Origin of the sequence: Brevibacterium linens, assembly GCF_003999335.1 — a bacterium.
GTDB lineage: Bacteria > Actinomycetota > Actinomycetes > Actinomycetales > Brevibacteriaceae > Brevibacterium > Brevibacterium linens.
This window is the reverse complement of the sequence record NZ_CP026734.1, coordinates 2,832,668-2,846,078: the sequence shown is the minus strand read 5'-3', so window position 1 is coordinate 2,846,078 and position 13,411 is coordinate 2,832,668. Positions and strand designations below refer to the sequence as shown.

Here is a 13,411-nt window from a genome sequence, read left to right as displayed (position 1 = left end):
TCACCTCCCGGCGACTCCCGTCGCTGGTCCGCTTACGAGCTCGCCGAGGCGGCCGCCAAGTCCTGATGCTCCGACCCGGCGACCCCCGTCACAGCTTCCGCAGCTGCACCTTCCGGATCGTGTGGTCGGAGGATTTGTGGAGCACGAGATCGGCTCGGCCGCGGCTGGGCTGGACGTTCTCGCGCAGGTTCGGGAAGTTGATGGAGTCCCAGATCTCCGTGGCCAGGGTGATCGCTTCGTCATCGTCGAGCTGCGAGTAGCGGTGGAAGTAGGAGTCCTCGTCCTGGAACGCACCGTGCTTGAGTTTGAGGAACCGCGAGATGTACCACTGGCGGATATCACGGGAGCGCGCATCGACGTAGACGGAGAAGTCGAAGTAGTCGCTGATGGCCAAGCCCACGGTCCCGTCCTGACGGGGGCGGGCGGGTTGGAGGACGTTGAGGCCCTCGACGATGAGGACATCGGGGGAGCGCACGACCACCTCGGCGCCGGGAACGATGTCATAGGTGTGGTGCGAGTACACAGGTGCACGGACCTCGGGGGCCCCGGATTTCACTGCGGAGATGAACCTGAGCAGCTTGCGCCGGTCGTAGGATTCGGGGAATCCCTTCCGCCCGTTGAGGCGGCGCCGGTCGAGTTCGGCATTGGGGTAGAGGAATCCGTCGGTGGTGATGAGCTCGACGCGCGGAGTGTCGGGCCAGCGGGCGAGCAGCTCGCGCAGCACACGCGCCGTCGTCGACTTGCCCACGGCCACCGATCCGGCGACGCCGATGACGAAGGGCGTGCGCTTGGCATCCTGCGGTTCCAGCCCGCGCTCGTGCAGCGGAGAGAAGAACTCCCTGGTCAGGTCGTGCTTCGCCCGCTGTGCGGAGACGTAGAGGTTGAGCAGCCGTGACAGGGGCAGATAGACCTGGGCCACCTCGTCGAGGTTGATCCGGTCGCCGAGTCCGCGCAGCCGTTCGATGTCGCGCTGCTTCAGCGGAAGCGGCGTGGCCTGGGCGAGCGTGCCCCACGCCTCCCGGTCGAATTCCCAGAACGGGGACGTCGTGTCCGGTTCGCTGCGCCGGGCGGTATTGAGTCCGGCGAGCTTGCGCGCACGGTCCAACTGAGGGTCGACATGGCTCATCCCACCATTGTGTCACGCGTCATGTTCTGCCCCCGCGCCAGGTCGGACACCGGACTCACCCTCGCCGAGGCGGTCCCACCGCGCCCGCGTGCGCGTGCGGTTGGTCACGTTGACCCCATCGTGACTCGCCGAAATACACGAGATCGGCTATCAGCGCGTAAAATCTCCCTCATGTGTGGAATCGTTGGCTATGTATCCAAGGCCCCCGTTGACAATGCCGATCACACGGCGCTCGATGTCGTGCTCGGCGGCCTGAAGAGGCTCGAATACCGCGGCTACGACTCGGCCGGTGTCGCGCTCGTGACCGAAGACGGTCAGCTCGCCTCGGCGAAGAAGGCCGGAAAGTTCTCCGCCCTGACCGAGGAGATCGAGGCCAACCCGCTGCCTGCGGCGCAGACCGGAATCGGCCACACCCGCTGGGCCACCCACGGTGGACCCACCGACGTCAACGCCCACCCGCACCTGGCCGACGGTGGGAAGCTCGCGCTCATCCACAACGGGATCATCGAGAACTTCGCCCACCTGAAGAAGGACCTCGTCGCCGAGGGCGTCGAATTCCTCTCCGAGACCGACACCGAGGTGGCCGCCGCCCAGTTGGCGAAGAACTACCGGGAGACCGGCGACCTCACCGCCGCGATGCGCAGGACCGCGACCGAACTCGAAGGCGCGTTCACCCTGCTCGCCGTCCACGCCGACGCTCCCGGCCGGGTCGTCGCCGCCCGCCGGAACTCGCCGCTGGTCATCGGCCTCGGCGAGGGGGAGAACTTCCTCGGCTCCGACGTCGCCGCGTTCATCGACTACACTCGCACAGCCGTTGAGATCGGCCAGGACGAAGTCGTCACCATCACCCCGGAGACGGTCACGATCACGGACACCGACGGCAACCCCGTCGAAGGTGAGCAGTTCGAGGTCGACTGGGACACCGCATCGGCGGAGAAGGGCGGCTTCGCGTCGTTCATGGACAAGGAGATCCACGATCAGCCGCAGGCCGTGGCCGACACCCTGCTCGGCCGTCTCGACACCGAGGGCCGCCTGACGCTCGACGAGATGCACATCGACGAGAACGTGCTCAAGTCCGTGGACAAGATCGTCGTCATCGCCTGCGGCACCGCCGCGTACGCCGGTCAGGTCGCGAAGTACGCGATCGAGCACTGGTGCCGCATCCCCACCGAGGTGGAGCTCGCCCACGAATTCCGCTACCGGGATCCGGTGGTCACGGAGAAGACGCTCGTCGTGGCGATCTCGCAGTCCGGGGAGACCATGGACACGATCATGGCCGTCCGCCACGCCCGTCAGCAGGGCGCGAAGGTCATCGCGATCTGCAATACCTTCGGCTCGACGATTCCGCGCGAATCCGATGCCGCGCTCTACACCCACGCCGGCCCGGAGATCGCCGTGGCTTCGACGAAGGCCTTCCTGTCGCAGGTCGTCGCCTGCTATCTGCTCGGCCTCTACCTCGCCCAGCTGCGGGGCAATAAGTTCCGCGATGAGATCGCATCCATCCTCGCCGAGCTGCAGTCCATCCCGGAGAAGATCCAGCACATCCTCGACGAGACGAAGTCGCAGGTTCTGGCGCTGGCCGACCGCAATCAGGACGTCGACTCGGTGCTGTTCCTCGGCCGTCACGTCGGCTACCCGGTGGCGATGGAGGGTGCGCTCAAGCTCAAGGAGCTCGCGTACATCCACGCGGAGGGCTTCGCCGCCGGTGAGCTCAAGCACGGACCGATTGCGCTCATCGACGACGGTCAGCTCGTCATCATCGTCGTCCCCTCCAAACGCGGCCGCGATTCGCTGCATGCGAAGGTCATCTCGAACATCCAGGAAGTCCGCGCCCGCGGTGCGAACACCGTCGTCATCGCCGAGGAGGGCGACGAAGAGGTCGATCAGTTCGCCTCCGAGGTCATCTTCGTGCCCGAGACGACGACGCTCATGGCGCCGCTGCTGACGACCGTTCCGCTGCAGATCTTCGCGATGGAGCTGGCCACGGCCAAGGGCCTCGACGTCGACCAGCCGCGCAACCTCGCGAAGTCGGTCACGGTCGAATGATCCGCCTCGGTGCCGGGCACGACAAGGGTCGGTCCGGCATCTGAGCCGGTGGGGTATCTGAGGAGGTTCGAGTATGGCGATTCTGGGCATCGGCACGGACATCGCCGACGTGCCGCGTTTCGCCGAGCACATCGAACGCGTGCCCGAACTCCTCGATCGCCTGCTCACCCCCGGTGAACAGCTCAAACGCAACGGCAAACGTCGGACCGATGCCTCCCTGGCTGCGCGGTTCTCCGCCAAGGAGGCGCTGAAGAAGGCGATCGGCTTCCCCGGATGGCTGCCGTGGCAGTCCGCCGAGGTGGTCCCCGCCAGATCCGGTGCGCCGAGTTTCCGTCTGCGCGGGCTCGTCCTCGAGCATTTTCGTGCCATCGGGGGCACGAACATCCACCTGTCGATCACCCATGATGCGCACCTGACGATGACGTTCGTCATCGCCGAGGGCGACGGGCCGTCGCTGAGTCCCGACATCGAGGGGATCGCCGAGCACTTCACCCACTCGATGTACGGGAAGGGATCGCGCCTGGGGGAGCGGCCGGAGCAGTAGTTGTTTCGGGGCGCAAGTCAGTGAGCAGGGTCGACATCCCGGCTGCGGTGGCAGCCGGTGGTAATAGACTCAAGGCATGAGCTCACTTCCCAACGCCGCCACCACCGCCGCCGACGACACCGTCACTCACACGATCCCGACCCCCGCCGAGGCGGCCGCCACCTCCGTCCACCTGCCCACCGCCGATGACGCGAATGACATCGCGCCCGGCCTGGTCACCCTGCGCCGGGCGCTGCACGAGAACGTCGAGGTCGGACTCGACCTGCCGGTGACGCAGAAGCTCGTCCTCGACGCCATCGAAGGCCTCGACGTCGAGGTCACAACGGGGGAGGGGCTGTCGTCGATCGTCGTCGTTCTGCGCGGCGGTGCCCGCAAGGAGGACTCGACCGGGGTCGTGCCCGCCGTCCTCCTGCGCGGGGACATGGACGGACTGCCCGTCACCGAGGCGACCGGATTCGACTTCGCGGCCACCTCGGGGAGGATGCATGCCTGCGGCCACGATCTGCACACCGCCGGCCTCGTCGGGGCACTCAAACTCCTCCACCGTGACCGCGACTGCCTGCCCGGCGACGTCGTGTTCATGTTCCAGCCCGGTGAAGAGGGCTTCGACGGTGCCGGAAAGATGATCGACGAAGGAGTCCTCGACGCCGCGGGTCCCCGCGTCAAAGCCGCCTTCGGCATCCACGTCTCCGCCGACGCCGACCTCGGGGTCGTCAGTTCCCGCCCCGGGTCGTACATGGCGGCGTTTTCGAAGATGACGATCACCGTCAACGGCAAGGGCACGCACGCCTCCCGTCCGGCCACCGGCAAGGACCCCATCCAGGTCGGGGCCATGCTCGTGGGCCAGCTGCAGGAATACGTCACCCGCCGCTTCGACATCTTCGACCCGCTCGTGATCACCGTCGGCCAGTTCAACGGCGGCACCGCTCCCAACGTCGTCCCCGACTTCGCGACCTTGGTCGTCAGTGTGCGCACGTTCTCGGAAGCTGTGACGACCCGCGCCGAGGCGGACCTGCCTCAGCTCGTTCGTGATCTCGTCGCCGCCCACGGCCAGTCGGCCGACGTCGAGTACGAGCAGATCCTGCCGCCGACGATCAACGACGATGCCGAAGCCGAATTCTTCCTGGCGACCTTCACCGACCTCTTCGGTGAGGAGAGGACCGTGCGCAAGGCGAATCCGCTGCCCGGGTCCGAGGACTTCTCCCGGGTACTGGACGCCGTGCCCGGAGCCTATGGACACTTCGGAGTCGCGTTGCCGAATCTGCCGGTCTCCGAACGCGAAGCCAATCATTCCCCGCGCGCCCGCCACAGCGACGACGGCCTGGCCGATCAGGCACTGTTCCTCGCGCATCTGGCCGGGCGCCGGTTGGCGCAGTTGGCCGAGAGCTGAAGCGTTCGACCCTGGCACCGGTGCGTGAGAAGGCATACGGTGCAGGGATGAGCCCTGTGCAGGGCGACAACGAAGCAGGACCCGCGTCGTGAAGAGGAGCAGTCGATGAGTGTGTTCGCCTACCCGAGCGAGACCATCAGGGAGGCCGAGAAGCCGCTGCTCGAAGCCGGCATCCCGCTCATGGCCCGGGCGGCCCGAGCGCTGGCGAACAGTGCGGCCGCCATGCTGAAGGCCGACTACGGACAGGTCGCCGGCACCAGGGTGTGCGTGCTGGCCGGGCCGGGCAACAACGCCGGGGACGCGCTCTTCGCCGCGGCGACACTGGGCAGGCGCGGTGCCGCCGTCACCATCATCACTCTCTTCGACCGCACTCACGGTGAGGGGCTGACTGCCGCGCGCCGTGCCGGGGCACAGGTCATCGCGTTCACATCGTCCGAGACCGAGACCGAGGCCGACGCCGAGGCCGCCCGGGCCGACGCTCTGCGGGAACTCTCCCGCGCCCATCTCGTCCTCGACGGCATCCTCGGCACCGGCGGGCGACGCGGACTGCCCGACCACATCAGCTCACTCATCGCCGATTGGGCCCCGCACCGCACCGGCCGCCTCATCGCCGTCGACATCCCATCCGACCTCGACCCGAACCACACCGGAGCCGAGAAACGACTCCACGCCGACCGCACTGTGACCTTCGGCGGCCTCAAGACCGAACTCATCGATCCGCGCGCGGACGCGTTCACCGGAACCATCGACGTCATCGACATCGGCCTCGGCCTCGACCCCCGCTCGGCCGCCGCAGAGTTGCTCGATCGCGATGATCTCGTCTCTGAATTCCCCCGCCCCGATGCGACCGGGCACAAGTACTCCCGCGGTGTCACCGGGGTCCTCGCCGGCTCCGAGGACTACCCGGGCGCGGGAATGCTCACCACCACCTCGGCGGTGAACACCGGAGCCGGGATGGTCCGTTACCTCGGCTCCCCGCTCGTCGCCGAATACGTCCTCGGCCTCCACCCCGAGGTCGTCAACGCCTCCGGCCGCATCGACTCCGTCGTCCTCGGCCCGGGCGACCCCGAGACCGAATTCGTGCAAGGCGTCGCCGAGGCGCTGGCCGGCAACCGCACACCGGTCGTCGTCGACGCCGGCGGCATCGACATGATCGCCCGCGCGGAATCGATGGCAGGCACCTGGCTGGCCGACCGCCCGCTCATCATCACCCCGCACGCCGCCGAGCTGGCGCGGCTGCTCAGCCGCCTCCTCGGCGAGATCATCACCGCGGGTCGGATCGGGGCGAACCCGATGTGGTGGGCACAGCGGGCCGCGGAGCTGACGGGTGCGATCGTCCTGCTCAAGGGCCATCACACGGTCATCGCCGCTCCCGACGGACACCTCGTCCTGCCGGCGCCCGGGCCGGGCAGCCTGGCCACGGCGGGCTCCGGGGACGTGCTCGCCGGGATCCTCGGCACGCTCGCCGCGATCACCGCCGCCCACAGTCGCTACGACAGCGACGACCGGATGCATCCGCCCCGGGAGTGGGCTCGCCTGGCCGGACTCGCAGTGCTTTTGCACAACGAGGCCGGTCGGCGTGCGGTGACCGCGTCCGGGTTCGCCGATGCCCTCGCCGAGGTGGTCGGCGAACTCATCCACGGCACCGACGCTGTGGGATCGGCCTCGTCCGGCCCCGGCAGCAGATCCCGATACTGCTGACGGGCGAGGGTCGGCGGTAGTCTTATCCAGTGACATCTTTCGACATCCCCGAGGCTCTCGTGCGGGCCGAGATCGACGAGGCGGCGCTGCGCGACAACGCCGCCGTCCTTGCCGATCGCCTCTCACCGGCCCGCCTCAAATGCGTCGTCAAGGCAAACGCCTACGGCCACGGCATCGACCTCATTGCACCCGCCCTCTTCTCGGCCGGATGGCGCGAGTTCTGCGTGGCCACGATCCCCGAAGCCCTTCGTCTGCGCAGCCTGCTCGGCCCCGAAGCGCAGATCCTCGCCTGGCTCTACGGACCCACCACCGACCTCGACGAAGCGGTGCGCGCCGACATCGAACTGGGCATTTCGACGGTCGGGGCTCTCGAACGGCTCGCCGAGGCGGCTCGCCGCACCGGCGTCACCGCCCGAGCCCATCTGAAGATCGACACCGGTCTCGGCCGCAACGGTCTGTCCCCGGAAGCCCTCGTCCGCGCCTTCGACTGGCTGCGCCGCCACGCCGACGACAGCCGCACTGATGACGCCGAAGCTCGCGCCGCCGCTGCCGATATCCGCGTCGTCGGGATCATGAGCCACTTCGCGGTCGCCGACGAACCCGAACGCCCAGAGACCGCAGCGCAGAGCGCGGTCTTCTCCTCCGCCCACGGGCAGCTGCGGGCAGTGCTCGACGCCGCGGACGGCCGCCTCGGCGAATCGGACGACCTGGATGTGCACATCGTGAACTCACCGGGTGCGCTCACCCTGGGACCGTGCCCGGGCACCTCGGCGCGGGTGGGGCTCGCCCTCTACGGTCTGTCCCCGCTCGACGACGGCGATCCGACGGTTCTCGGACTGCGACCGGTCATGCGGCTGGTCTCCACCGTCATCAATCTCAAGGACATTCCCGCAGGTCACGGTGCTTCCTACGGGCTGACGTTCACCGCTGCGACCGACACCCGGTTCGCGCTCGTGCCCGGTGGGTACGGGGACGGACTGCCGCGGGCGGCATCTAACCGCGCCGAGGTGGCCATCCGGGGTCGCCGCTATCCCGTCGTCGGGCGCATCGCCATGGATCAGATGATCATCGACATCGGCGCCGGCAACGAAGAGGTGGCCATCGGCGACGAGGTCGTCATCTTCGGTCCCGGTGGGCCGAGCGCGGCCGAATGGGGGACCTGGGCGAACACGATCAATTACGAAATCGTCACCCAGCTCAGCGCCCGCGTCGACCGGGTCGCCCGGAAGGGAGACGGACGATGAGGGTCCATCTCGAATCCCTGGAGCAGATGCGCACGTTCGCTGCGGCCCTGGCCGAGCACCTGCGCGCCGGTGACCTGCTCATCCTCACGGGCAACCTCGGTGCGGGGAAGACGACATTCACCCAATCGCTGGGCAAGACCCTCGACGTGGCCGGGCGGATCACCTCACCGACGTTCGTCATCGCCCGCGAACATCCGTCGCGGACGGGCGGACCCGCCCTCGTCCACGTCGACGCGTACCGCTTGGCCGACGGGGAGGAGCTCGAGGACCTCGACCTCGACTCCGAACTGGACGAGTCGATCACGGTCGTCGAATGGGGTGCCGGGATGGCCGAACAGCTCAGCAGCGATCATCTCGACATCACCATCACCCCGGTATGGGACGAGATCGCCGAGGGCGGGAAGGCCGACGGTGAGCCGGTCGGCGCGAATGACGAGGACGAACCCGAGGACGAGCCCGGGGACGCACCCGAGGACGAGCCCGAGGACGCACCCGAGGACGAGCCCGAGGCCGAGCGGCGCACCGTCGACCTCACCGGTCGCGGAGCTGCCTGGGCCGAGCGGATGCCCGCGGTTGAGGCCGCTGTCTCAGCACTGGCAGGCGTGAGAGTCGACGACCTGAGCCCTGCAGATCTGCCTGCCGAGGACTTCGCGAATGAGGGAGACGAATCATGATCATTCTGGCCATCGACACCTCGCAGTCGGCCTCCGTGGCGCTGGTGGACACGGACACCGGTTCGATCATCGCTGCCGAACACGCCGATGACCAGCGGCGGCATGTCGAGTTCATCGGTCCCGCGCTCGCCAGTGTGCTCGCCGAGGATTCCCAACCCGAACTCGTCGTCGTCGGCATCGGTCCTGGTCCCTTCACCGGACTGCGGGTCGGCATCGCCGCCGGAATCGCCGTCGGTCAGGCCCACGGGATCCCCGTCAAGGGACTGCTGTCCCAAGCCGCGATCGCCGAAGAGTTCGTGCGCAGCGCCGCTGACCTGGCGACGCCTGCATCTCAGGTCGCATCGCCCGCGGCGAACGAATCCGGCCGGCCCGTCCTCATCGCCTCCGACGCCCGCCGCAAAGAGGTCTACTTCAGCGTCTACGACTCCACCGATGCCACACTGAGCGCAGGACCTTTTGTGGCGAAACCGGCCGAGGTCGCCTCGGTTCTCGCCGACAACGGCTTTCGGCTCGAAACGATCGAGGAGAGGCTCGGCCGTGGGTTCCTCCTCTATCCGGACATTCTCGGAGAGCCGAGCGTCGAGTTGATCACCGATCCCCGTGCCGAGTACCTCGCCCTCGCCGCGGCACGGGAACTCACCGCCGGCCGAGAACTGCGCGAACCGATTCCCGAATACCTGCGCGAAGCCGATGCGAAGGCAACCCCGGTGCGGGAGAGCTCACTGAGATGACGTCCACGACCATCGCTGAGCTTCCCTGGTGGGACCTCGCCGAGGTGGCCGACCACGATGCGGCGATCTTCGGCCCGACCGCGTGGACGCTCGGCTACTACTGGTCGGTGAAGGCACAGAACGGCACGATCATGCTCGCCGCCAGAGCCGCCTCGGCGGACGATTCGGATGCGGACTCCACAGCCTCAGGCGAGGACGCCACCGCCTCGGCGGGGGAGCTGGCCGGATGGATCGTCATGTCAGGGGCCGGTGCGGAAGCCGATGTGATGACGATCGCCACCACCGAGGCGGCACGCGGCCAGGGCATCGGCCGCGCCCTGCTGCGGGCGGGAATCGACTGGGCGAAGGACCGCGGGGCCGAGGTCGTCCACCTCGAAGTCGACGAACGCAACACCGCGGCGCTGGAGATGTACGCAGCCTTCGGATTCGAGGAATGGGGACGGCGCCCGGACTACTATCCGGGAGCCGCGGGAATCCTCATGCGTCTGCGGATCCGAACCTAGGCCACCGCAGCCGCGCGGTGGCCGGTCGCCTCGGTGAGGCCGACCATGAACACGGTGTGCTCGGCATCAATGCACAGCGATGCCGTGGCCTGACCCGAGCTCCGGGTTGATGATCCGGTCCCGAAGTCGTGGAGGTCGAACGGGTAGTCTGGAGGGTATGACACGTGTGCAATTGGCAGATACCGATCTCTTCGTCCACCCTCTTCAGCTGGGCGGCAACCCCTTCGGCTGGGGTGCGGATCGGGATCAGAGCTTCGCCGTCCTCGACGCCTATGCCGAGGCCGGTGGAAATTTCATCGACACCGCGGATGCGTATTCGGCCTGGGTCGAGGGGAACTCGGGCGGAGAGTCCGAGACCATCATCGGCGAATGGATGAAGGCGCGCGGGAACCGCGACGACATGGTCATCGCCACCAAGGTCGGCATGCACCCGAAGGGCCGGGGCCTCGACCCGGCGAACATCCGCAACTGCGTCGACGACTCGCTGCGCCGACTCGGCACCGACCACATCGACGTCTACTACGCCCACAGAGACGATGACGAGGTCGACCAGGTCGCCGTCGCCGAGACCTTCGACGCTCTCGTCCGCTCCGGCAAGGTCAGCTACCTCGGAGCATCGAACTTCAGCCTCGAACGTCTGCAGAAGGCCCGGAAGATCTCGACGAAGTTCTCGCTTGCCTGCTATCGGGTCGTCCAGGACCGGTTCAACCTCGTCTCCCGTGCCGCCGTCGATCCGCAGAAGCAGGCGTACCTGCGCGCTGAGGGCATCGCCGAACTGCCGTTCCACTCGCTGGCGTCGGGGTTCCTCACCGGCAAACACACCGGCGGAGACGCCACCGGCAGCGTCCGCGGTGACCGTGTGGCCGATTTCGTCGACGACCAGAAAGCCCTCGGCGCCCTCGAAGCCCTCCATGATGTCGCCGCCGACCACGGAGCGTCGATGACGGCCACGGCCATCGCCTGGCAGCTCACGCACGATTTCATCCCCTCGACGATCGCCTCGGCACGTGTGCCCGAACAGCTCACCGAGCTGCTTGCCGGCACGGAGCTGCAGCTGAGCGCGGATGAGAAAGCCACCCTCGACGGAGCCTGGGTCGAAGCATGAGCGAGCCCAGCCCCCGCCTGGTCACCTGGGAAAACGGCACCGACCTCGTCATCGAGCTGCTCCTGGCCCGCGACGTCGAAACGGTGTGGAACGCACTGACCGATGCCGAGACCGCAGGAACATGGTTCGCGCCGTTCCGCCTCGGCGAGGAAACGGCAGATACGGGCGACGACGGCGATGGGCCAGCTTCCCGGCCGCTGACCTTCGAGCTCGAAGACGCCGACTTGGACGGCTCCGTCCTCAGCTGCGACGACTACGACCACGTGCTGCTCGAACTCGAAGCCTTCGGAGTCCTCGGCATTCGACTCCTGCCGGTCGAAGGAGATTCGGGTGACGAGAGCCTGCTGGTGTTCACCCACACCGCCGCCGATGTCAAATCTGCCCGAGGCCAGGCAGCCGATTTCGGTCCCATGTGGGACACGCACCTGCGCCTGTTCGCCCGCGCCCTCGGCATCGACATCGCCGAGGCGACCGAACCCGAACTCGTCGCCGCCTATTCCGATCTCTCGCTCGAGGCTGCGGATACCGGGGACGGCACGGATTCGGCCGGCGCTGACGAGGACGAAGCATGAGCGAACCACTCGTCCTCGGCATCGAATCCTCGTGCGACGAGACCGGGGTCGGCATCGTCCGCGGCCGCACGCTGCTGACGAACACCGTGTCCTCGTCGATGGACGAACATGTCCGCTTCGGCGGAGTCGTGCCCGAAGTCGCCTCCCGCGCCCATGTGCAGGCCATCGGCCCGGCCATCGCCTCGGCATGTGAGGCCGCCGAGGTGGAGCTGTCCGACATCGACGCCATCGCCGTCACCGCCGGGCCGGGTCTCTCCGGTGCACTCATGGTCGGGGTCGGTGCGGCCAAAGGCCTTGCCGCCGCTCTGGGCAGACCTCTCTATGGCGTGAACCATCTGGCCGCGCACGTCGCCGTCGATCTCGTCGCCGAGGATGTCGACGGGCTGACCACGCCGACCATCGCCCTGCTCGTCTCGGGCGGTCACACCGAGATTCTGCGCATCGGAGATGTCGTCGACGACATCGAGCTCCTCGGTGCCACGATCGACGATGCCGCAGGCGAGGCCTTCGACAAGACCGCGCGTCTGCTGGGGCTGAACTATCCCGGCGGCCCGAACATCTCGAAGGCGGCCCTCGGCCTGCTCGACGGCACCGGAGTCCCCGGCGACCGGAAGGCAGTGAAGTTCCCGCGCGGACTGGCGAAGAAGCAGGACCTGCGCGATCCCGAGCGCCGATACAACTTCTCGTTCTCCGGGCTCAAGACCGCGGTCCTGCGTGAGGTGACGAAGGCCGAGACGCTCGGTGCGGACCTGCGGGTGGCAGATATCGCCGCCGGGTTCGAAGACGCCGTCGTCGACGTCCTCGTGACGAAGACCCTGCTCGCCGCGGCCGACACCGGCATCAACCATGTCGTCCTCGGTGGGGGAGTGGCCGCGAACTCTCACCTGCGTGAGGTGCTCGCGGCTCGCTGCGCCGAGGCGGGCGTGACTCTGCGGGTGCCGCCCTTGACACTGTGCACGGACAATGGAGCCATGGTCGCAGCCCTCGGCGCGGAGCTCGTCTCCCGCGGAATCGGGCCGAGCGACCTGTCCTTCGCCGCCGTCTCCTCTTTGGATGTCGATCATGTCCTCGTCTGAGAACGAAGAGACTCGAGCCGACGACGAGGCTGCCAGCAGCGCTGCGCACGATGCAGCGACCGACGCCGCCGAACGCAACGCACAGGCGGCGAAGTCCACACATCTGCCTGACGGTCGGCCGCCTCGGCGATCCGGTGATGGGTGGACGTACGGGTCCGATGGGAAGAAGCATTGGGGGCTCAACGGGGCCGCTGGGCTCATGCTCGTCGATCCCGAGCGCGGGGTGCTCATGCAGCACCGGGCGCTGTGGTCGGTCGAGGGCGGGACCTGGGGGTTCCCCGGCGGCGCCCGCGATATGGGCGAGTCGGCCGTCGACGCCGCGGTCCGGGAGTCGTGGGAAGAAGCCGGGGTGCCTGACCAGGACGGATCGGGCATCGAGATCCTCGAGACGCATGTCCTCGACCTCGGCACCTGGAGCTACACCACGGTGATCGCGAAGACCCTGCGCCGCTTCGACGCTGTCATCAATGACCCCGAGAGCATCCAGCTGTCGTGGGTGCCGGTGGACGAGCTCGAGGATTTTGAGCTGCACCCGGGAGTCGCCGCTGCGCTGCCGACGCTGTTGGAACTGCTGCGCCCGCACCTGTGAGGGGGCGCCCGCCTGCCTGCTGCCGAGAAACGGGTGGAGTGTCGAAAAACGGGTGCGCACGTGCGTTTCTCGACACTCCACCCGTGTCTCGACGGACGGCTGCTCGCCCA

14 protein-coding genes are annotated in these 13,411 nt (G+C 67.8%); 12 read left to right on the top strand and 2 right to left on the bottom strand.

Translation table 11 applies throughout. The annotated features are described in order from the left end of the window. Positions 1 to 88: 88 nt before the first annotated feature. Positions 89 to 1,126, bottom strand: coding sequence for a type I pantothenate kinase (gene coaA, locus CXR29_RS12880; protein WP_127364718.1), 1,038 nt, complete (start codon positions 1,124 to 1,126; stop codon positions 89 to 91). Between the two features lie 171 nt (positions 1,127 to 1,297). Here coaA and glmS point away from each other — a divergent pair, with 171 nt between their 5' ends. The 8 genes from glmS (at position 1,298) to CXR29_RS12840 (ending at position 9,959) form a co-directional block, all read left to right on the top strand. Next, the gene (gene glmS / locus CXR29_RS12875; RefSeq protein WP_025779537.1) at positions 1,298 to 3,172 is read left to right on the top strand and encodes a glutamine--fructose-6-phosphate transaminase (isomerizing); all 1,875 of its coding nucleotides are present in this window, start codon (positions 1,298 to 1,300) and stop codon (positions 3,170 to 3,172) included. A gap of 73 nt (positions 3,173 to 3,245) precedes the next feature. Beyond that, positions 3,246 to 3,716 carry a holo-ACP synthase gene (locus tag CXR29_RS12870; protein ID WP_025779535.1) on the top strand — a complete coding sequence of 157 codons (471 nt, stop codon included), beginning with the start codon at positions 3,246 to 3,248 and terminating at the stop codon, positions 3,714 to 3,716. A gap of 76 nt (positions 3,717 to 3,792) precedes the next feature. After that, positions 3,793 to 5,106, top strand: a complete 1,314-nt coding sequence (locus CXR29_RS12865; RefSeq protein WP_127364717.1) for a M20 metallopeptidase family protein — start codon at positions 3,793 to 3,795, stop codon at positions 5,104 to 5,106. A gap of 105 nt (positions 5,107 to 5,211) precedes the next feature. Further along, entirely contained in the window at positions 5,212 to 6,807 is a 1,596-nt protein-coding gene (locus CXR29_RS12860; protein WP_127364716.1) for a bifunctional ADP-dependent NAD(P)H-hydrate dehydratase/NAD(P)H-hydrate epimerase, read from the top strand. 29 nt (positions 6,808 to 6,836) lie between these two features. Then, positions 6,837 to 8,051, top strand: coding sequence for an alanine racemase (alr, locus tag CXR29_RS12855; protein ID WP_101554116.1), 1,215 nt, complete (start codon positions 6,837 to 6,839; stop codon positions 8,049 to 8,051). Further along, positions 8,048 to 8,725 carry a tRNA (adenosine(37)-N6)-threonylcarbamoyltransferase complex ATPase subunit type 1 TsaE gene (gene tsaE, locus CXR29_RS17940; RefSeq protein WP_101594194.1) on the top strand — a complete coding sequence of 226 codons (678 nt, stop codon included), beginning with the start codon at positions 8,048 to 8,050 and terminating at the stop codon, positions 8,723 to 8,725. Before alr ends, tsaE begins: the two co-directional genes overlap by 4 nt. Beyond that, positions 8,722 to 9,456 carry a tRNA (adenosine(37)-N6)-threonylcarbamoyltransferase complex dimerization subunit type 1 TsaB gene (gene tsaB / locus CXR29_RS12845; RefSeq protein WP_101554114.1) on the top strand — a complete coding sequence of 245 codons (735 nt, stop codon included), beginning with the start codon at positions 8,722 to 8,724 and terminating at the stop codon, positions 9,454 to 9,456. Before tsaE ends, tsaB begins: the two co-directional genes overlap by 4 nt. Then, complete coding sequence (locus CXR29_RS12840; protein WP_101554113.1) at positions 9,453 to 9,959, top strand: GNAT family N-acetyltransferase; 507 nt, start codon at positions 9,453 to 9,455, stop codon at positions 9,957 to 9,959. Before tsaB ends, CXR29_RS12840 begins: the two co-directional genes overlap by 4 nt. On the opposite strand, the gene CXR29_RS17330 is transcribed toward CXR29_RS12840, so the two are convergent. Continuing rightward, positions 9,956 to 10,123: a hypothetical protein gene (locus CXR29_RS17330; protein ID WP_164742821.1), complete on the bottom strand. Its 168-nt coding sequence runs from the start codon at positions 10,121 to 10,123 to the stop codon at positions 9,956 to 9,958. The genes CXR29_RS12840 and CXR29_RS17330 overlap by 4 nt on opposite strands. Here CXR29_RS17330 and CXR29_RS12835 point away from each other — a divergent pair. Genes CXR29_RS12835 through CXR29_RS12820 form a run of 4 tightly spaced genes read left to right on the top strand, consistent with a single transcriptional unit; the run spans position 10,117 to position 13,301 of the window. Continuing rightward, on the top strand, positions 10,117 to 11,064 hold the full coding sequence (locus tag CXR29_RS12835; RefSeq protein WP_164742820.1) for an aldo/keto reductase: 948 nt from the start codon (positions 10,117 to 10,119) through the stop codon (positions 11,062 to 11,064). The genes CXR29_RS17330 and CXR29_RS12835 overlap by 7 nt on opposite strands. Then, complete coding sequence (locus tag CXR29_RS12830) at positions 11,061 to 11,636, top strand: SRPBCC family protein (RefSeq protein WP_127364715.1); 576 nt, start codon at positions 11,061 to 11,063, stop codon at positions 11,634 to 11,636. The genes CXR29_RS12835 and CXR29_RS12830 overlap by 4 nt, the downstream gene beginning before the upstream one ends. Further along, entirely contained in the window at positions 11,633 to 12,712 is a 1,080-nt protein-coding gene (gene tsaD / locus CXR29_RS12825) for a tRNA (adenosine(37)-N6)-threonylcarbamoyltransferase complex transferase subunit TsaD (RefSeq protein ID WP_127364714.1), read from the top strand. Before CXR29_RS12830 ends, tsaD begins: the two co-directional genes overlap by 4 nt. Beyond that, entirely contained in the window at positions 12,699 to 13,301 is a 603-nt protein-coding gene (locus CXR29_RS12820; RefSeq protein WP_127364713.1) for an NUDIX domain-containing protein, read from the top strand. The genes tsaD and CXR29_RS12820 overlap by 14 nt, the downstream gene beginning before the upstream one ends. Positions 13,302 to 13,411 lie beyond the last annotated feature (110 nt).

Bases quoted from the DNA above. Each gene is read 5' to 3' on its own strand.
- coaA (WP_127364718.1), bottom strand. From the start codon at position 1,126: ATGAGCCATGTCGACCCTCAGTTGGACCGTGCGCGCAAGCTCGCCGGA.
- glmS (WP_025779537.1), top strand. From the start codon at position 1,298: ATGTGTGGAATCGTTGGCTATGTATCCAAGGCCCCCGTTGACAATGCC.
- CXR29_RS12870 (WP_025779535.1), top strand. From the start codon at position 3,246: ATGGCGATTCTGGGCATCGGCACGGACATCGCCGACGTGCCGCGTTTC.
- CXR29_RS12865 (WP_127364717.1), top strand. From the start codon at position 3,793: ATGAGCTCACTTCCCAACGCCGCCACCACCGCCGCCGACGACACCGTC.
- CXR29_RS12860 (WP_127364716.1), top strand. From the start codon at position 5,212: ATGAGTGTGTTCGCCTACCCGAGCGAGACCATCAGGGAGGCCGAGAAG.
- tsaE (WP_101594194.1), top strand. From the start codon at position 8,048: ATGAGGGTCCATCTCGAATCCCTGGAGCAGATGCGCACGTTCGCTGCG.
- tsaB (WP_101554114.1), top strand. From the start codon at position 8,722: ATGATCATTCTGGCCATCGACACCTCGCAGTCGGCCTCCGTGGCGCTG.
- CXR29_RS12840 (WP_101554113.1), top strand. From the start codon at position 9,453: ATGACGTCCACGACCATCGCTGAGCTTCCCTGGTGGGACCTCGCCGAG.
- CXR29_RS12835 (WP_164742820.1), top strand. From the start codon at position 10,117: ATGACACGTGTGCAATTGGCAGATACCGATCTCTTCGTCCACCCTCTT.
- CXR29_RS12830 (WP_127364715.1), top strand. From the start codon at position 11,061: ATGAGCGAGCCCAGCCCCCGCCTGGTCACCTGGGAAAACGGCACCGAC.
- tsaD (WP_127364714.1), top strand. From the start codon at position 11,633: ATGAGCGAACCACTCGTCCTCGGCATCGAATCCTCGTGCGACGAGACC.
- CXR29_RS12820 (WP_127364713.1), top strand. From the start codon at position 12,699: ATGTCCTCGTCTGAGAACGAAGAGACTCGAGCCGACGACGAGGCTGCC.